Consider the following 18,036-nt stretch of genomic DNA (forward strand, 5'->3'; position numbering starts at 1 on the left):
GGTCGGGCGCTACAGCGGCCAGATCAGCGGGATCAAAGCCGAGGCAAGCAGCCCCATGCTCAGGTTCAGGGGGATGCCCACGCGCAGGAAGTCGGTGAACTTGTAACCGCCCGGACCATAGACCAGCATATTCGTCTGATAGCCAATCGGCGTCGCGAAAGAGGCCGACGCCGCGATCATCACCGCCACCACAAGCGGGCGCGGGTCGATGCCCATGGCCTGCGCCAGCCCGATGGCAATGGGTGTGACCACAACCGCAACCGCGTTGTTGGACACCAGTTCCGTCAGAACCGAGGTCAGCAGGTAAATCGCCCAAACCACAAGGAATGGCGGCAGCGAGCCCAGCATCGGCGCAAGCGCCTTGACGATCAGCGCCACCGCGCCCGTTGCTTCAAGCGCGGCACCGATGGCAAGCATGGCAAAGATCAGCGTCAAAAGCCGCCCATCCACAAAGCCAAAAGCCTCATCCGCGTCGATACAGCGGGTGATCAGTACAATGGAGACCGCGATCACCGAAAGCATCAGGATCGGCGCCACTTTCAGCGCGGCCAGCGCCACGATCGCCAGCAGCGCAATGATGGCCACCGGCGCGTGCCCGCGGCGGAATTCGCGCTGCGACGGCTTGGAGACATCGATGATCTCCATGTCCTGAGCCAGCCGCTGAATATCGCCCGGCGCGCCCTCCAGCAGCAGGGTGTCGCCGACACGCACAATCAGTTCGTCGATCTTCGTGCCGATATTTTGGTTCCGGCGGTGGACCGCCAGCGGATAGACACCATACCGGCGGCGCAGGCGCATATCGCCCATGCGGCGGCCGACCATGCGGCAACCGGGGGTGATCAGCACCTCGACCGTGGTCGTTTCGACCGAGCCGACCTGATCGATGCGCTTGAGTTCCTTGTTACGTTGCAGGCTGAGCAATTCGGTCATCTGTGTGCGCAGTATCACGCGGTCGCCGACTTGAAGCTCCACGCCCTTCAACTCGCGCCGCAGAGAGGTATCGCCGCGCACGACATCGACCAGCCGAACGCCGTCGCGCTTGAACAGCTGAACCCCGGTGACCTCGCGCCCGATCAGGTTGGATTCGGGGGGAATGACGGCTTCGGTGAAGAACTTCATCTTGGACCGGTCCGACAGCAGCGACGACATGCTGTCGCGCTCCGGCAGGAGACGCGGCGCGATATAACGCAGATAGATCATCCCCCACGCGACCAGCACAAGGCCCAGCGGCGTGACTTCGAAGATGGTGAACGGCGTCAGCCCTTGGGTCCGGGCCACACCATCCACCAGCAGGTTCGTCGACGTTCCGATCAATGTCAGCGTGCCGCCAAGGATCGCCGCATAGCTGAGCGGGATCAGCAGCTTGGACGCGGATACGCCCATGGTGCGGGCAAGCTGGGTAAAGACCGGGATCATCACCACCACCACCGGTGTGTTGGACACGATCGCAGAGGAAAAGACCACAAAGCCCATCATCAGGACGATGGCGCGGGCCGGGCTGTGCTTGGCCAAACGCTCCGCCTGCCCGGTAAAGCGGTCAAGGGCACCCGTTCGGACCAGCGCGCCCATGATGATGAACATCGCCGCGATGGTCCATGGGGCGGGGTTGGACAACACCGCCAAGGCATCGTCATAGGGCAACAGCCCCAGTGCCAGCATCAGCGCCGCCCCGGCGATGGCGACCACCTCGGTTGGGAAGCTCTCGCGCAGGAACAAGACGAACATCACGCCAACGACGGCCAATGTCAGTACGGCTTGCCCGGTCTGGGACAGAGAGAATAAGTCGATCACTTGGGCCTCACCCATGGTTTAGGCGTTGAATATGCTCAGATCGGGCGACCGGGCAAGCGCTCCAACGCCGCATGGGTCATATTCAGGCTGCGTCGACCGTATCCCGGTGCGGCCTGGGTTGCACGAGATACATGCCGAGCACCAGCAGCCCCAGGGCGAGCCAGACAGAGGGCGCATAGCTTTCGCCAAGAAACAGCCGCGCCCAGAACAGGCCGAACAGCGTCACCAGATAGGACACCTGCGCTGAAAAGACCGGCCCCGCCTGCCCAACGAGCCAGACATATCCCGTATAGACCAGCACATGCGCGATGGATGACGCCACCAGCGCCGCGTCCGGTGCGCCCCAGGGCGCGCGCGGGTCGATCCATTGGCCAGAGCCCCAAGCCAGCGGCCCGGCGATGATCATGCCCACCAGCGAGGCCCCGAAAAGAACTTGCAGCGGGCTCAACCCTTCGGTTCCCCAGCGGGCGACATAGTTGCCTTCAAAGGCGTAGAACGCGCAGGTCAGCAGCACCGCGCCGACCCAGAAAATCGGCAGCGCGCCGTTCAGATCCGCGCCCGGCGCGACGATCAGCAGAACCCCGCCAAGGCCGACCAGCAGCCCGGCAAGGCGCAGCCAGTCGAACCGGTCCAGACGCAGCGCCAGCGCGATGGGAAAGGCCAGCATCGGGATCATGCTGAGCAGGATCGACACGATGCCCGCGGGCAGATGCACCGCCGCCTGATAGCTGAGCGAGTTCGGCAGCACGGTGCCGATCATCGCGATAATGCAGTAAAGCTTCAGGTGACGCGGGCGCAGTGGCAAGCGAATCCCGCGCAGCGCCGCGATAAGCGCCATCAACGCCGAGCCAATCGCCAGTTGCCAGAAGATCAGGCCGAAATGGCCATAGCCCTCGGAGACCGCGATTTTCGTCATCGGCTGGGTAAAGCCCCATCCCGCGCCAAGGATCACAAGAACCCCGATAAAGCGCGGGCGGTCCGGGATCATCAGGCCACCGTATCCGGGCCGCTGGGTTGCAAGCGGCCACCTTGTCGGACCGGCACGATGCGCGTGGCTGCGCCGGTGCGGTCATCGGTTTCGATGTAAACACCCGAGAGGCTGACATCGCCCAAAGCGGGGGTGAAACGCTCCTTCGGCATGCCGGTGATGAAACGGCGCATCGGTTCGGTCTTTTCCATGCCGATCACGCTGTCATAATCGCCGCACATGCCCGCGTCACTGAGATAGGCCGTCCCCTTTTCTAGGATCATCGCATCGGAGGTCGGCACATGGGTGTGGGTGCCGACGACGAGGCTGGCGCGACCATTGCAGAAATGGCCTATCGCCATCTTCTCGGACGTGGCTTCGGTGTGCATATCGACGATCACCGCATTGGCCTGCCCGCCCCGCGGATAGGTCTTGAGCGCGAGGTCCAGCGCCGAGAACGGATCGTCGAAGGGCCGCTTCATGAAGACCTGCCCCAGCACCTGCACCACCAGCACCTTGCGCCCGCCCGGCGCATCGAAAAGCCGCGCGCCCTTGCCCGGCGCGGCCTTGGAGAAGTTGAGCGGCCGGATGATGCGCGGCTCGGCCTCGATCGCCTGAAGCATGTCCTTCTGGTCGAACGCGTGATCGCCCAGCGTGACGACATCCGCGCCCGCATTCAGCAGCCCGGCAGCGTGTGCCCCCGAAAGGCCCATGCCGGAGGTGGCGTTTTCGCCATTCACGACGACAAAATCGAGACGCCAATCCTTGCGCAATTGCGGCAGGTGGCGGGCCACGGCGGCGCGTCCCGCGCGGCCCATGACATCTCCGAGAAACAGAATTCGCATTTGCGTTTGGTAGGTCCGCGCGCGGCTGAGGGCAAGAGGTTTCGGATCGGCTTTCGCCGATCCGACCCGTCGGGGGAGGCGCGGCCTCCCCCGGGCCCCCTCCGGAGTATTTTTCGAACAATGAAAGGGGAGATCAGGCGCGCGCGATGTCGATGACTTCGCGTTCGGTGACGATCAGGTCGAGCGGCTGGTCCGTGGGTTCCTGTGGGAGTGTGTCCGCCTGCTGTGCGGCGAAGGCGAAGCCGATGGCCAATGTGGCACGGCGGGCGCGGAGCCGTTCCAATGTGCGGTCGTAGAAGCCACCGCCATAGCCGAGCCTGCCGCCATCGCGGGTGAAGGCGACGAGCGGGACGATGAGGATTTCCGGTTCGAAGAAATCGTCGGTTTCCGGGATCTGTGCGCCGAAGGGGCCGGGTTTGAGGGGCATGTCCGGCTCCCATCGGGAGAAGTCGAGCGGTTCGCCTTTGGCTTGGATCACCGGGATGGCGACCGGGCCGTAGGCGGCAGCTTCGGCCATGGCGGGGAGCGGGTTTATCTCTGTTCGGATGGGCATGTAGCCTGATAGCGGCACGCCGCGATAGCCTGCCAGCACCGAGGAGAGCAGCGCCGATTGCCCCGGCCCCGCGGCGGCCTGCGCGGTTGCGCGGCGGGCGAAGGCGGCTTTGCGGGCCGCTTCCTTGGTCGCCGCCAGATCGGTCACAACAGCACCAGTACGGCCAGCCCGAGGAAGGCGAAGAAGCCGACCACGTCGGTCACGGTGGTCACGAACGCCCCAGAGGCCAGCGCGGGATCGACGCCGAGCCGGTCCAGCACGATGGGGATGCCCGTTCCGGCAAGTCCGGCAACGACGAGGTTGATGACCATTGCCGCCGCGATCACGTAGCCCAGCGCGGGAGAGCCGAACCAGACCAGCCCGACAATGCCCATGAGCACCGCGAAGATGCAGCCATTGATCAGGCCGACGAGCACTTCGCGTCGGATCACGCGCCAGACATTCGAGCCGGTGAGGTCCTTGGTTGCCAGCGCGCGCACCGCAACGGTCAGCGATTGCGTTCCGGCGTTGCCGCCCATGGAGGCGACGATCGGCATCAGGACCGCGAGCGCCACGATCTGGGCAATCGCCACGTCGAACTGCGCGATGACCATGGATGCGAGGATGGAGGTGACAAGGTTCACCGCGAGCCATGGGAAGCGCCGTTTGGTGGTATCGACCACCCGGTCGGCCAGCGAGCTTTCCTCGCCCACGCCAGCAAGACGCAGGATGTCTTCTTCGTGCTCTTCGTCCAGCACCGCCATCGCATCATCGATGGTGATGACCCCGACCAGACGCCCGTCCGCATCCACCACGGGGGCAGAGATCAGATGGTATTGGTTGAACGCATAGGCCACGTCGGATTCGGCCTGATCGACGGGGATCACGCGGAACAGATCCTCTTTGATCGAGGACAGCGGCACATCCCGGCGCGAGCGCATCAATTTGCCCAGCGTGACATTCCCGACCGGGTGCAAACGTGGATCGACAAGGGTGATGTGGTAGAATTGTTCCGGCAGATCCGCCTCGGGCATGGCGCGCAAATGGTCGATCGCCTCGCCGACGCTCCAATGTTCGGGGGACATGACCAGTTCGCGCTGCATCAGGCGGCCTGCGGAGAATTCCGGATAGCTCAGCGCCTGTTGCACCGCGACGCGGTCCGCGTCCTCCAACACGTCAAGGATGGCGGTCTGCTGTTCGGCGTCGAGGTCTTCGACGATGTCGACCACGTCATCGCTGTCGAGTTCGCGCACCGCTTCGGCCAGCACTTCCGGGTGCAGGACAGAGATCACGTCTTCGCGCAGGGATTCCTCAAGCTCGGACAGGATCTCCCCGTCGAACTCGCGCCCATAGAGCCGGATCAGCCGCGAGCGGTCGAAGGTGTTCACCTGTTCCAGCAGGTCGGCGATGTCGGCGGCGTGCATCGGCTCCATCAGGGCGATGAGTTGTTCGCGGTCCTCGATATCGACGGCATAGAGAATCGCGGCAATCGTCTTGGGGTCCAGCGAATACGCCTTTTCTGGCACCGCGTTTTCAGTCACTTCCGCCGTTTCCGCCATATATGCCCCCGATTTTCTGCTGATCGTCCAGACGTGTGCGGACCATAGGCAGGTGCAATGGCCGGGGCAATCGAATGCGAAGCATTTGGGTATTTTCGCCCGGCGCACAGTGGCGTATCGCTTGCGAATGAATACTTCGACCCTGATCACCGGCCGCATTCTGACCTTCAACGCCTCTCCCTTCGACGGAGCGCCCGAAGATGCCGTGACCTGGCATGAGGCGCTGCGGATCGACTCGGGGCGCATCACCGCTGTCGGATCGCGGGCCGATCTGGTGCCCGTGGGCGCCGCAACCATCGATTACGGCGCGCATGTGATCTGCGCGGGTTTCGTGGATTGCCATGTGCATTACCCCCAGACCGCGATGATCGCCAGTTGGGGCAAACGCCTGATCGACTGGCTCAACACCTATACGTTCCCCGAGGAAATGCGCTTTGCCGATCCCGCCTATGCGCAGAAGATCGCGGCCCGGCATCTTGACCTAGCCCTATCGATGGGCACGACCACGGTCGCAAGCTATTGCACGATCCACCCCGGCAGCGTCGATGCCATATTCGCGGCCGCAGAGGCGCGCGGCATGGCCATCGTCGCAGGCAAGACCTGCATGGATCGCAACGCGCCCGAAGGGCTGCGGGATACGGCGCAATCGGCCCATGATGACAGCAAGCTGTTGCTGGACCGCTGGCACGGGCGGGGGCGTGCGCGCTATGCCATCACGCCGCGATTCTCGCCCACCTCCACCCCAGAGCAATTGGAGGCGTTGGGCGCTCTTTGGGCAGCGCACCCGGATGCACTGATGCAAACCCATCTGAGCGAGCAGACCGACGAAATCGCCTGGGTGAAGTCGCTGTATCCGCAGGCGCGCGATTATCTCGACACCTATGAGGCCCATGGCCTGTTGGGCGCGCGCGGCATTTACGGCCATGCCATCCATATGGAGCTGCGCGAATTGGACCGGTTAGCAGAGATCGGCGCGTCGGTGGCACATTGCCCGACCTCGAACACCTTCATCGGGTCGGGCCTGTGTGACGTGACCGGGCTGATGGGGCGCGGCGTGACGGTTGGGCTGGCGACGGATACCGGCGGGGGGTCCAGCTTTTCGATGCTGCGCACCATGGCGGCGGCCTATGAGGTGGCGCAGTTGCGCGGCACCGCGCTGCACCCGGCGCATCTGATGTGGCTGGCGACCGAAGGCGCGGCGCGCAGCCTGCATATGGTGGACGATATCGGCACCCTCGCCCCCGGCAGTGCGGCGGATCTGGTGGTGCTGGATCTGGCCTCCACCCCCGCCATTGCCCAGCGCGAGGCAGAGGCGGACACAATCTGGGAGGCCTTGTTCCCAACGATCATGATGGGGGACGACCGCGCCATTGCCGATGTCTGGGTGGCGGGCACCCGGCGCGGGGCGAGCTGACCACTACTTACCCAGGTCGCGGAACGGGCACACATCGTCTTCGAAAGGAACATGGCGGCGGCGAAAGCTGCTGTCTTCAACCGGCGCAGGCGCACTGATCCGATCCATTCGGAAATGCCGGAAATCGTCGCGGTCCGGGTCCCAGCCGACAAGATACCAAAGCGGCGGCAGGATCAGCATCGCCTGCGGTTCTACCTCGCGCCGGGTGGCGCGGCCTTTGGCATCGCGGTAGTCGAACCGGATCAACTGCCGTTGCAGGAACGCGGTCTCGAAGGCCGGCAATAGCGCTGCATCCATTCGCCCCACATCCCCCAAATCCTGATGCGGCGACAACTGGCCGACATGCAGGCAATCGAGAAAGGCGCGCAGATCGCGCAGCTTGTCCCGGGGCAGCGCCTTTTCGATCTTTGCAAGCCCCGCGTCAGCCAGTTCCGCAAAAGGCAGGTTCCCCGCCGCGCGCATCGCCGCAACGCTTATCAGAAGGGCAAAGACCTCCGGCACTGTCAGACGGGCCGTGGTTTGCACCGAAGACGGATCAAGTTGCACGCCGCCGCCCCGTCCAACGTCAGAGTGGATGATATAGCCTTCTTCGCGCAGCGCTCCGATGTCGCGCAGCACCGTGCGCCGCGAGGCCCCGACCTCTTGCGAGAGGGCGTCGATCGTGCTGGTGCCGCTGCGACGCAAACTGCGCACGATAGCGTCCTGTCGTGTCCGAATGTTCATGCAGCACCTTTAGCGATAAATAGTGCCATTTTTTGGCACCGTTTGATTTTATCAAGGTTTCAGCAACAACACGCAAGGAGTTTGAGACATGGAACGTACAGCTGTGAACCCGTGGGACTGGTCGCTGAGAATGGGATTCAACCAAGCGGAAATCATCGAGGGCGCGACCCGGCAGGTTACGTGTTCGGGGCAGACCGCGGTGGACGACAATGGCGCATCGCAGCATCCGGGGGATATGCGCGCGCAGATCGCCCTTGCGCTCGACAATCTGGAAGCCGTGCTGGAGGGCGCAGGCATGACGCTGGCCAATGTGACCCGGCTTGGGGTTTACACGACCGATATTGAGGAAGCGCTGCGCAATTTCGACCTGATGGGGATGCGCTTCGGCCCGCATCAGGTGAAGCCGCCCATGACATTGCTTGGCGTGACGCAGCTTGCCCTTCCCGACCTGATGTTCGAGATCGACGCGACGGCAACTGACTGATCTTCTGCACTGCTCTTCTGCAATGACACCTGCGCGCGCCTGATGATTCCGGCGCGCGCAGCGCTTAGCCAGCTTCGGCCAAGGCCCGTGCAAGGCGGTTTTGCGTTTCGATCACCTTCGGCAAGTCGATGGTGGTGACCTGCCCTTCGGCCACGATACGCCGCCCTTCGACCAGCAGATCGCGCACCTGCATCGGTCCGGCCAGGATCAGCGCTGCCGCATCCCAACTGCCTGCACTTTCGATCCCAGTGACATCCCAGATCGCGATATCGGCACGTTTGCCCACGGCGATTTGCCCGCAATCGGCGCGGCCCAGAACCTCTGCCCCGCCGCGCGTCGCAAGTCGCAACGCCTCACGCGCGCTCATCGCGTCGGCCCCGTTGGCCACCCGTTGCAGCAGCATTGCCTGGCGCGCCTCGGCCATCAGATTGCCCGCATCATTGGAAGCCGACCCATCGACACCCAGCCCAACCTTGACCCCGCTGTCGCGCATCGCCCGCACTGGCGCGATGCCCGATCCAAGGCGGCAATTGGAACAGGGGCAATGCGCGACACCTGTGCGCGTGCGGGCGAACAGGTCGATCTCTGCCCCGTCCAGCTTGACGCAATGGGCGTGCCACACATCGTCACCGGTCCAGCCCAGATCCTGCGCGTATTGGCCGGGACGGCAGCCAAACTGCGCCTCGCTATAGGCGATATCTTCGTCGTTCTCCGCCAGATGGGTGTGCAGCATCACACCCTTGTCCCGCGCCAGCACTGCGGCGTCCCGCATCAATTCGCGGCTGACCGAGAATGGCGAACACGGCGCCACGCCGACCCGGCACATCGACCCATCGGACGGATCGTGGAAGGCGTCGATCACCCGAATACAGTCGTTCAGGATCGCCTCTTCACGTTCCACAAGGCTGTCAGGCGGCAAACCGCCCGCGCTTTCGCCAATGCTCATCGCGCCGCGCGTCGGGTGAAAGCGCAGGCCAAGCTCGGCAGCGGCGTGGATCGTATCCTCCAGCCGTGCACCGTTCGGATACAGATAAAGGTGGTCCGAAGACAGCGTGCAGCCGGACAGCGCCAGTTCCGCCAGCCCGATCTGGGCCGAGGTGAACATATGCTCCGGCGTGAAACGCGCCCATATTGGATAAAGGGTCTGGAGCCAGCCAAACAGCAGCGCGTCCTGCCCGCCCGGCACCGCCCGCGTCAGCGTCTGGTACAAATGGTGATGCGTGTTCACCAGCCCCGGCGTGACCACGCAGCCGCCTGCATTGAGGGTGTCATGATCCCCGGCGGGCAGATCGGCACCGATTGCGGTGATGACCCCGTTCTCGATCAGGATGTCTTGCCCGGACAGCTCGCGCGCGCCGTCATCCATCGTCAGAATGGCCTGCGCGCCGCAGATCCTGACCCGGCTCACAGGGCGGCCTGCAAAACCGCCATGGCTTCGGCGTGAATTTCGCGATTCGCCGCCGCTATGGCGCGGCCTCCGGCATGGACCGGACCGCCCTCCCAATCGGTGACAAGCCCGCCCGCCGCTTCGATCACCGCGATCGGGGCCTGAATGTCGTAAGATTGCAGCCCCGCTTCGATCACAAGGTCGATCTGGCCGGAGGCGACCAGCGCGTAGGCATAGCAGTCACAACCATAGCGTGTAAGTCGCGCTTTTTGGGAGACCGCGCGAAAGGCGTCGCCCTCGCGCGCGCTGCCAATTTCGGGAAAGGTCGTGAACAGCACCGCTTCGGACAAGGGCCGGGCCGCGCGCGTGCGCAATCCGCGCGTTCCCAACGGGCCGGTCATCTCTGCCTGCCCCGGACCGCCGACAAAACGTTCCCCGATATAGGGTTGGTCGATCATGCCAAAGCGCGGGCCAGTCTCATCCGATACGGCGATCAGCACGCCCCAAGTCGGTGTGCCGGACATGAAGCCGCGCGTGCCGTCAATCGGGTCGAGCACCCATGTCAGCCCGGAACTTCCCGGTTTTGCACCATATTCTTCGCCGAAAATCGCATCCTGCGGGCGCTCGGCCTCGAGAATGCGGCGCATGGCGGCTTCGGCAGCGCGGTCAGCCTCTGTCACCGGGTCGAAACCGCTTGCATCCTTGTTCTGCGTATCCAGTCCGTCACTGCGGAAATACGGCAAAATCACCGCGCGCGCGGCATCGGCCATGGCATCCGCCACGGCCCGGATTTGTGGTGCATCAAATGTCATGGGGCCTTGGTGCCAAAGGCCAGCGCGGCGCACAAGCGTAATTGCAGCGCGCGTTACCGCTGCCTATGGCACATCGCTCAGCACGCGGGCCAATTCGAACAGGCGTTTGCGCTGCGGTTCGGGAATTCCGAAATAGGCGCGCATCAATTCCATCGCTTCACGATCCTGAGTCGGATCTTCGGGCACCTTGACCGAGGACGCCGCGCGCCCGTCTTTCTTGACGTCCAGCCCTTCGAAGAAGAACGTCACCGGCACTTCGAGAACCTTGGCGATTTCCCACAGCCGCGAGGCACTGACGCGGTTTGCCCCGGTCTCGTACTTCTGCACCTGCTGGAACTTGATCCCAACGGCTTCACCCAATTGCTGCTGTGTCAGCCCCAACAGCCACCGCCGTTGCCTGACACGCTTGCCGACGTGGATGTCTACTACATGCGCCATATCCCACCTTCCCCCAAAGGCACCCAAAAAACAACCGGGCGTTGCATCACTTGCGTGACACCGCGCCCGTCACCAGAGATTCGTCTCAAACATCGCTACGAAATCAAAAGTGTGAATAAAAGGTTAACGCCCGATTTTCAAGCAGTACCAACCGTGGGTGGCAGGAAGAGGTCAATTTTTCCGCGCTCTGCCCGGCGGCGTTGCGCGTTGAAGCTGCGTGAAATCGGCGGTACATCGCGGCGCAAGGACGTTCCGGCACCGCCCAATACAGGCGGGGACGCGCCGGGCGCAGGATGGGGAGGCATTGCCATGAAAGCATATCAACTGGCCGCCAAGGGCGAGACACCGGCCCTGATCGATCTGGACATGCCTGCCCCCGCCACAGGTGAGGTTCTGGTAGAGATCAAAGCCTGTGGGCTGAACTTTGCCGATCTGCTGATGATCAAAGGCACCTATCAAGACACGCCCGCCGCGCCCTTCACCCTTGGCATGGAGGCCGCCGGAATCGTGCGCGCCACCGGGGATGGCCTGTCGCGCTTCAAATCCGGGGATCGTGTGGCGGTCTTTGGCGGTCAGGGCGGGCTCGCGGAATATGGCGTATTCCCCGAAGATCGCTGCCTCGCGCTTCTGGACGATGTGAGCTTTGAGCAAGGCGCGGCGTTCCAGATCGCCTATGGCACCAGCCATCTTGCGCTGGATTACCGCGCGCGGATGCAGCCGGGCGAAACCCTCGTCGTATTGGGTGCGGCGGGCGGGGTCGGCCTGACGGCGGTCGAAGTCGGGCATCGTATGGGCGCGACTGTGGTGGCGGTGGCACGCGGAGATGACAAGCTGGCCGTGGCGAAAGCAGCGGGCGCCCATCACCTGATCGACGCCGAAACGCCCGACCTGCGCCAGGCGCTCAAGGATCTGGGCGGCGCGGATGTGGTCTATGACGCGGTTGGCGGAGACGCCTTCCGCGCGGCCTTCCGTGCCTGCAAGCCCGAGGCGCGGCTATTGCCCATCGGTTTTGCCAGCGGCGACGTGCCGCAAATCCCCGCCAATCACCTGATGGTCAAGAATATCGACGTTCTGGGCGTGTATTGGGGCGGTTACATGAAGTTCAAGCCACAGGTCGTAAGGGACTCTCTGGCCGAACTCATGGGCTGGATCGCAGCGGGCGCCATCACCCCGCATATCAGCCACAGCCTGCCGCTGGCCGAGGTCGAAACCGGGCTGGAGCTGCTACGCGCGCGTAAATCCACCGGCAAAATCGTGATCACCCCCTGAGGGGAATGCGAGAACATCCGCCAAGCCCCCCATGAACGGCGTGCGGCCCGAACGGGCCGCTCCGATTGATAGCTGGTTAGACTGCTTTCAGGCGCGGCGCTTCGCTTATGGAAAAGGCCGCGCGCAGCAGATCGGCCATCACATCACGCGCCGGATCGCCGGATTTGCCTGTCATCAGGTTGATCTTCTGCTCTGGCAGGTCAGGCAGCGCGCCGCCATGCTCGATCACTTCCAAATGTGACGGCTGCGTGCCTTGCAGCGCGATTTGGACGGCCAGATCGGCAGCAACCGCGGCCTCGATCGACCGGTCGCTGTCGCTTTCCACGGTCAGTTCCCAGTCAAAGCCTGCGCGGTCCAGTGCGGCCACGGCATGGGGGCGAAACACGCAGTGCCGCCCGAAGGCCAGTTTGAGCGGGCGTTGCCGCCACGCCACGCCGCCCTGCGCGCCGATCCAGACCAGCGGCTTGGTGCACAGCGCCTCTGCCCCCTCGCCGGTTCCGCTTTCCGTAGTCAGCGTCATATCAACCTCGCCGCGGGCGAATTGCTCTTTCAAAGTCAGCGTGAAGGAAGAGATCAGATGCACGCGCACCTTCGGGAAGGCCGCGTTGAATTGTTGCAGCACGCGCGGGATCGCCGGGTAGACGACATCATAAGGCACGCCGAGCGTCAGTTCGCCCTCTTGCGACTGTTCGGACAGGCGCGACATGATCTCGTCATTCAAGGCCACCATCCGCCGGGCATAGGCCAGCAATTGCTCTCCCGCCGCCGTCAGCGCGATCCGCCGCCCCGTCCGGTCCAGCAATTCGACGCCCAGCATATCTTCGAGCCGCTTGAGCTGCATGGACACAGCCGATTGGGTCAGGTGCAAGAACCCCGCAGCGCGTGTGACACCCCCGTTATCGGCAACCGCGACAAACGACCTAAGCGTCGTCACATCAAGATTTCTCATCCATCAAGATCCTTGATTAAAATCCACACAAACATTCGTTTTGCAAATGTTGCATGTGGTGCCATATGGATCAAGAGAATTGATGACACTCTTGCCATCCATCACAAACAAAACTGAGGAGGCTGTTATGGCCCTGCTGGATATTTCCGCACCGCGCAGCGCATCGCTGCGTCCCTTCAACCTGTTCGCCTTCGCAGCGCGTACCGCTGCGTTGTACCGTCAACGTGCCGCGCTGCGCCGTCTGGATGCGGACGCATTGCGCGATATCGGCATCTCGCGCGCCGAAGCCACTGCCGAAGCGCAGCGTCCTGTTTGGGACGTCCCGCATAACTGGCACAACTGATCCCCATTCTGGGTCCAAAACATGGCCTGGCGCGCTGATTGTGCGCCGGGCACTGTCGCTACATTTACCCTTCCCCCGGGTTTCGCGCATCTTCGCACCTAAAATGCTTGAATTTGCCGCCCTCTCCCCCAATATAACATAAGGAAAAGCGTCGGATAAATTCGGCGCGGCTTAGTGTTTTCAGCTTTGTGGAGGTCTAAATGGCTGGATTTGACTCGATGCGGCAGACAGCGGCGGGTACCCGCTCTGCGGCGATTGACGCGGGTTTGCGCGCGCACATGAACAAGGTGTATGGCACCATGTCCGTGGGCTTGCTCATCACCGCGCTCGCGGCGTGGGCGATTGCCGGTCTGTCGATCACATCGACCCCGAACGAATTCCAGATCGGTGCAGACCGCTATCTGACCGATCTTGGCTACACGCTTTATGTGTCGCCGGTGAAATACATCCTGATGTTCGCACCGCTGGCCTTCCTGTTCTTCGGATGGGGCGCGCTGATGCGCCGTGGCTCTGCCGCGACCGTGCAATTCGGCTTCCTGGCCTTTGCCGCCGCGATGGGCCTGTCCTTCGGCACGATCTTCATGATCTACACGCCCTACTCCATCGCGCAGACATTCCTTGTGACCGCGATCGCTTTCGCAAGCCTCAGCCTTTGGGGTTACACCACAAAACGTGATCTGAGCGGGATGGGCACCTTCCTGACGATGGGTGTCATCGGCCTGCTGGTTGCGATGATCATCAACCTGTTCCTGCAATCGGGCCCGATGATGATGGCGATCTCTGCGATCGGCGTTCTGATCTTCGCAGGTCTGACCGCGTATTACACGCAGGACATCAAGGCGACTTACGTGGCACATGCCGCGCATGGCGATCAGGAATGGCTGGACAAAGCTGCATATGATGGCGCGTTGAGCCTCTACATCAGCTTCCTGAACATGTTCCAGTTCCTGATGATGTTCATGGGACAGCAAGAATAAAAAGCCGACTTACCTCGGAAGAACTGGGCCGCCTTCGGGCGGCCTTTTTCGTTTCAGCGACGTGTGTGGGGATGGGGCTGGCGGCCGCACTGCTTGCAATGGCTTAACGATACGGGCGGTGCAGGATTTCAAACCCTTCGTCATCCCCGGGCGCAACGAAATACGCGCTGAACTGGTGGAACTGCGCCTCTGTGGGTGCAAAGGGATGGGCCCCGCGCGCATTTCGTGCCCGCAGACGGTCAAGGCAGACCGCGTCCGGCACATCAAGGAAGTGCAGCAGCGCCCGCGCATCCGCCTGTTCCGCCAGGCCGCGCGACCAGGCGCGCTCCTCCGGGCGGTTCGCCGCGAAGTCGAGAACGACACTCACCCCTGCGCGCAGCATATCCACCACCAGCGGCCCCGCCACATCGCGCACCCGGCCCGCGCATTCGGCATAGTCGGACAGCGACGTCATCCGGTCGCCAAAGAGGGTCGCCAGCCATGCGTCTTCCGACACGGACACGATGCCCGGCCCGCGCGTCAAATCCGCAGTCAGCGTGGATTTCCCCGATGCGATCTTGCCGCATAGCACGTGCAGCACAGGCCGTGTCCCGGACATGGCGCATCCCCTCTGGCCAGTATCAGTGGTTTTCCCAATGGTATCGAAAACGAAAAAGGCCGCACCCGAAGGCGCGGCCCATAGAACGTCCGGTCAGCAGATCTTACTTGATCTTGCCTTCCTTGTATTCCACGTGCTTACGCGCCACCGGGTCGAATTTACGAACAACCATTTTCTCGGTCATGGTGCGTGCGTTTTTCTTGGTCACATAGAAGTGGCCCGTGCCTGCGGTGGAGTTCAGGCGGATTTTAATCGTGGTCGGCTTCGCCATTGGCTCTCTCCTGCGCCGCGCAAGTCAGGGGCGCGGGTTTGAATTCGTGTGAGACCCGCCTTTTAAGGATTGGCGGGCGCGAGTCAACAGCTATTGCACGCCAATCAGGTGCAAACCCAGCGCAAGCGTCGCGGCGATGCCCAAAACCCGCGTGAGCGGCCAGTTCAGGCGGAAAAGCGCGACGATCGACAGCCCCGCAAGGGCGAGCGCGCCGGGATCGAGACTCGCCAGTTCTGGCAGCCAAAGGTGCAGCGGGCCGATGCTCTGCCGGGTGACAACGCCGAAAAGCACATGCAGCGCGAACCACAGCGACAGATTGGCAATGACACCCACCACCGCCGCCGTGATCCCTTGAAGGGCCCCGGACAGACGCGGCTGCGCGGTGAGCCATTCGACATAGGGCGCGGCGGCGAAGATCCACAAGAAGCAGGGCACGAAGGTAACCCATAATGTCAGGCAGGCAGCCGCAATGGCCATCGCCGTGCCCGCCCCGCCCCCACCAGCGGCGGCCCCCGCCCCGTAACCGGACAGGTAGCCGACGAATTGGGTGACGAGGATCAGCGGGCCGGGCGTGGTTTCCGCCAGCCCAAGCCCATCCATCATCTGACCCGCCGTCAGCCAGCCGTAATCGCTGACCACCTCCTGCGCCATATAGGCCAGCACGGCATAGGCCCCGCCAAAGGTCACGACCGCCAGTTTGGAAAAGAACAGGCCGATTTGCAGCAGCAGCCCCTCCGGCGCGGTCAGCCAGAGCGCCAGCAGCGGCGCGGCCCAAAGCGCCAGCCAGATAGAGATGGTGCGCAGAAGGCCGGGCGACACCGGCGGCGCCGGGGCTGCGGGTCCGGATTGCGGTGCCATGAGCGCGCCGAAAGCTGCGGCCACGGCAATCACCAATGGGAATGGCAGCGCGAAGGCATAGAGCGCGACGAACCCGAAGGCGGCCAGCGCCCAATGCGCCGGTCCCTTCAGCGCCCGCCCCATGAGGGCGGCCAAGGCTTGCAATACTATGGCGATGACCGCCGCCTGAACCCCGAGAAACAGCGCCTGAACCCATGGCAGCGTGCCGAAGGCGACATAGGCGGCAGCCAGCGCCATGATCACAGCCGCGCCGGGCAGGATGAACAGCGTGCCTGCGGCCAAGCCGCCCCGCGTGCCATGCAGCCGCCAGCCCGCATAGGTGGCGATCTGCATTGCCTCCGGCCCCGGAAGAAGCATGCAGAACCCGGTGGCGTTGAGAAATTGCCGCTCTGTCAGCCAGCCGCGCTCTTCCACGATTTCGCGGTGCATCAGGGCGATCTGGGCGGCCGGTCCGCCGAAGGACAGCACGCCAATGCGCGCCCAGACCGGCAGCGTCTCGCGCAAGCGGGGCGCGTTGGAACTTGATGCCTGCGTCACTGCCCTGCCCCCCGAAATTCGGCCCGTTCACACCGCCCGGCGTAGCGCCTGCGACGCGGCCCATGCAACCGTAAAGCCAAGTGTCATATGGAAAACCCGGTTAAGGGCGAAAGAGGAGATATGCGCGGAAGGCCTATAAGCCGGATTCTGTCCCCCGAAGGGTGATGACCATTCCTCTTGGTCCTGTATTGCTACAGGCCCTCTAGCTGCCAACCCGGACCTGACTTCGGGCGAAAGCAGCCCTGCCTTGGATCTTGCGACCCTTGGCGCGTCGGTCCCTATTCGGCATTGCTCCCGGTGGGGCTTGCCTTGCCCGCGCTGTTGCCAGCCCGGCGGTGGGCTCTTACCCCACCGTTTCACCTTTTCCCGTGCAGGCACGGGTAGTTTGTTTTCTGTGGCGCTTTCCGTCGGGTTTCCCCGCCCGGGCGTTACCCGGCACCGCTACTTTCTGGAGTCCGGACTTTCCTCGGACGTTGCCGCCCGCGGTCATCCGGCCTTCCGCGCGACGTTGTGGGTACGCCGCAAGCAGGCCCGAGGTCAATGGGCGTGACGCGGTCGGGTGCCTCCGGCGGGAGTATTTTGCGAACAATGAAGCGGGCGTTTAATCGGCAGGGCCGAGCGCGTCGTGGTCTGCAGCAGTGAGTGGACCGCGCCCCCACGGGCGGTAGCGCAGGCGGATGGCGGCAAGGAGCGTGGCATCATCGACCGGCGCGGTGAAGCCGTGGGCCTGCGCGCGGGCGCGGAATGTGTCGGCGGTTGGGGTGACAGGTGCAGGGGGGTCACCACGGGGTTGGGCCAGGCCTTGCCGTTCGAGGCGCTGCCAGTCGAAACGTGGGCCGGGGTCGGATTTACGCCCCGGTGCCATGTCCGAATGGCCGATCACCCCTGTGGGCGGGATGCCGTGGCGCCGCATGATTGCGCGCAGCAGGACTTCGAGCGTGGCCATCATCGGTTCGGAAAAAGGCGCGCGCCCGTCATTGTCGAGTTCGATGCCGATGGAGCGCGAGTTGATGTCGTCCAACCCCTGCCATTCCCCTGCCCCGGCATGCCATGCGCGCAGGTGTTCAGGCACCAAGGGCACGGTTTCGCCGGTGCGGCAGATCAGGTAGTGTGCGGACACCTCGGCCGCGGGATCGCAAAGGCGGTCCACGGCGGCATCTGCGCTGGCCATGGCGGTGTAGTGCAGCACGATCAGCGTTGGTGTCAGACCGTTTCGGCGCGGTCCGCAATTGGGGGACAGGCCATGTCCGTGTTGCCGTGCCGGGCTATCCGCCGCACTCAT

19 protein-coding genes and 1 other RNA gene are annotated in these 18,036 nt (G+C 63.6%); 5 read left to right on the forward strand and 15 right to left on the reverse strand.

All coding sequences use genetic code 11. The annotated features are described in order from the left end of the window. Window positions 1-9 precede the first annotated feature (9 nt). From E4Z66_RS12120 to mgtE, 5 genes are all read right to left on the reverse strand, one after another. Window positions 10-1,806: an SLC13 family permease gene (locus E4Z66_RS12120; RefSeq protein ID WP_136463292.1), complete on the reverse strand. Its 1,797-nt coding sequence runs from the start codon at window positions 1,804-1,806 to the stop codon at window positions 10-12. 67 nt (window positions 1,807-1,873) lie between these two features. Next, window positions 1,874-2,779, reverse strand: coding sequence for a DMT family transporter (locus E4Z66_RS12125; RefSeq protein ID WP_136463293.1), 906 nt, complete (start codon window positions 2,777-2,779; stop codon window positions 1,874-1,876). Further along, on the reverse strand, window positions 2,779-3,603 hold the full coding sequence (locus E4Z66_RS12130) for a TIGR00282 family metallophosphoesterase (RefSeq protein WP_136463294.1): 825 nt from the start codon (window positions 3,601-3,603) through the stop codon (window positions 2,779-2,781). The genes E4Z66_RS12125 and E4Z66_RS12130 overlap by 1 nt, the downstream gene beginning before the upstream one ends. A gap of 133 nt (window positions 3,604-3,736) precedes the next feature. After that, entirely contained in the window at window positions 3,737-4,303 is a 567-nt protein-coding gene (locus E4Z66_RS12135) for a 5-formyltetrahydrofolate cyclo-ligase (RefSeq protein ID WP_136463295.1), read from the reverse strand. Next, complete coding sequence (mgtE, locus tag E4Z66_RS12140; RefSeq protein ID WP_136463296.1) at window positions 4,300-5,694, reverse strand: magnesium transporter; 1,395 nt, start codon at window positions 5,692-5,694, stop codon at window positions 4,300-4,302. Before mgtE ends, E4Z66_RS12135 begins: the two co-directional genes overlap by 4 nt. Window positions 5,695-5,821: 127 nt before the next feature. On the opposite strand from mgtE, the gene guaD reads away from it, so the two are divergent. After that, complete coding sequence (gene guaD / locus E4Z66_RS12145) at window positions 5,822-7,108, forward strand: guanine deaminase (RefSeq protein WP_136463297.1); 1,287 nt, start codon at window positions 5,822-5,824, stop codon at window positions 7,106-7,108. Window positions 7,109-7,111: 3 nt separating this feature from the next. Here guaD and E4Z66_RS12150 read toward each other — a convergent pair whose 3' ends face one another. After that, window positions 7,112-7,831 (reverse strand): helix-turn-helix transcriptional regulator, encoded by a 720-nt coding sequence (locus E4Z66_RS12150; protein WP_136463298.1) that lies wholly within the window; start codon window positions 7,829-7,831, stop codon window positions 7,112-7,114. 88 nt (window positions 7,832-7,919) lie between these two features. On the opposite strand from E4Z66_RS12150, the gene E4Z66_RS12155 reads away from it, so the two are divergent. Then, the gene (locus tag E4Z66_RS12155; RefSeq protein WP_136463299.1) at window positions 7,920-8,315 is read left to right on the forward strand and encodes a RidA family protein; all 396 of its coding nucleotides are present in this window, start codon (window positions 7,920-7,922) and stop codon (window positions 8,313-8,315) included. A 64-nt stretch (window positions 8,316-8,379) separates the two neighbouring features. On the opposite strand, the gene E4Z66_RS12160 is transcribed toward E4Z66_RS12155, so the two are convergent. From E4Z66_RS12160 to E4Z66_RS12170, 3 genes are all read right to left on the reverse strand, one after another. Continuing rightward, complete coding sequence (locus E4Z66_RS12160) at window positions 8,380-9,723, reverse strand: 8-oxoguanine deaminase (protein ID WP_136463300.1); 1,344 nt, start codon at window positions 9,721-9,723, stop codon at window positions 8,380-8,382. Continuing rightward, window positions 9,720-10,514, reverse strand: coding sequence for a histidinol-phosphatase (gene hisN / locus E4Z66_RS12165; RefSeq protein WP_136463301.1), 795 nt, complete (start codon window positions 10,512-10,514; stop codon window positions 9,720-9,722). The genes E4Z66_RS12160 and hisN overlap by 4 nt, the downstream gene beginning before the upstream one ends. Before the next feature lie 63 nt (window positions 10,515-10,577). After that, window positions 10,578-10,952 carry a helix-turn-helix domain-containing protein gene (locus E4Z66_RS12170; RefSeq protein WP_136463302.1) on the reverse strand — a complete coding sequence of 125 codons (375 nt, stop codon included), beginning with the start codon at window positions 10,950-10,952 and terminating at the stop codon, window positions 10,578-10,580. A 309-nt stretch (window positions 10,953-11,261) separates the two neighbouring features. Between E4Z66_RS12170 and E4Z66_RS12175 the strand changes: the two genes are divergently transcribed. Then, window positions 11,262-12,221 carry an NADPH:quinone oxidoreductase family protein gene (locus tag E4Z66_RS12175; RefSeq protein ID WP_136463303.1) on the forward strand — a complete coding sequence of 320 codons (960 nt, stop codon included), beginning with the start codon at window positions 11,262-11,264 and terminating at the stop codon, window positions 12,219-12,221. Window positions 12,222-12,297: 76 nt separating this feature from the next. Here E4Z66_RS12175 and E4Z66_RS12180 read toward each other — a convergent pair whose 3' ends face one another. Continuing rightward, window positions 12,298-13,170 carry a LysR family transcriptional regulator gene (locus tag E4Z66_RS12180; protein WP_136463304.1) on the reverse strand — a complete coding sequence of 291 codons (873 nt, stop codon included), beginning with the start codon at window positions 13,168-13,170 and terminating at the stop codon, window positions 12,298-12,300. A 127-nt stretch (window positions 13,171-13,297) separates the two neighbouring features. Here E4Z66_RS12180 and E4Z66_RS12185 point away from each other — a divergent pair, with 127 nt between their 5' ends. Both E4Z66_RS12185 and E4Z66_RS12190 read left to right on the forward strand, forming a co-directional pair. After that, a complete protein-coding gene (locus E4Z66_RS12185; protein ID WP_136463305.1) occupies window positions 13,298-13,513 on the forward strand; it encodes a DUF1127 domain-containing protein in 216 nt (71 codons plus the stop codon). A 200-nt stretch (window positions 13,514-13,713) separates the two neighbouring features. Further along, window positions 13,714-14,490 (forward strand): Bax inhibitor-1/YccA family protein, encoded by a 777-nt coding sequence (locus tag E4Z66_RS12190; RefSeq protein ID WP_136463306.1) that lies wholly within the window; start codon window positions 13,714-13,716, stop codon window positions 14,488-14,490. Window positions 14,491-14,593: 103 nt separating this feature from the next. Here the strand turns inward: E4Z66_RS12190 and E4Z66_RS12195 are convergent, their stop codons facing one another. The 5 genes from E4Z66_RS12195 to E4Z66_RS12215 all read right to left on the reverse strand — a co-directional run bounded on the left by E4Z66_RS12195 (window position 14,594) and on the right by E4Z66_RS12215 (window position 18,036). After that, window positions 14,594-15,088, reverse strand: coding sequence for a P-loop nucleotide/nucleoside kinase family protein (locus E4Z66_RS12195; protein ID WP_136463307.1), 495 nt, complete (start codon window positions 15,086-15,088; stop codon window positions 14,594-14,596). 103 nt (window positions 15,089-15,191) lie between these two features. Next, the gene (gene rpmG / locus E4Z66_RS12200) at window positions 15,192-15,359 is read right to left on the reverse strand and encodes a 50S ribosomal protein L33 (RefSeq protein ID WP_130408037.1); all 168 of its coding nucleotides are present in this window, start codon (window positions 15,357-15,359) and stop codon (window positions 15,192-15,194) included. Between the two features lie 90 nt (window positions 15,360-15,449). Continuing rightward, complete coding sequence (gene chrA / locus E4Z66_RS12205; RefSeq protein ID WP_246036005.1) at window positions 15,450-16,754, reverse strand: chromate efflux transporter; 1,305 nt, start codon at window positions 16,752-16,754, stop codon at window positions 15,450-15,452. A gap of 120 nt (window positions 16,755-16,874) precedes the next feature. Then, window positions 16,875-17,256: RNase P RNA component class A (gene rnpB / locus E4Z66_RS12210), an RNA gene on the reverse strand. 99 nt (window positions 17,257-17,355) lie between these two features. Further along, the gene (locus tag E4Z66_RS12215) at window positions 17,356-18,036 is read right to left on the reverse strand and encodes an N-acetylmuramoyl-L-alanine amidase (RefSeq protein ID WP_136463308.1); all 681 of its coding nucleotides are present in this window, start codon (window positions 18,034-18,036) and stop codon (window positions 17,356-17,358) included.

The organism is Aliishimia ponticola, assembly GCF_004803475.1.
Lineage (GTDB): Bacteria > Pseudomonadota > Alphaproteobacteria > Rhodobacterales > Rhodobacteraceae > Aliishimia > Aliishimia ponticola.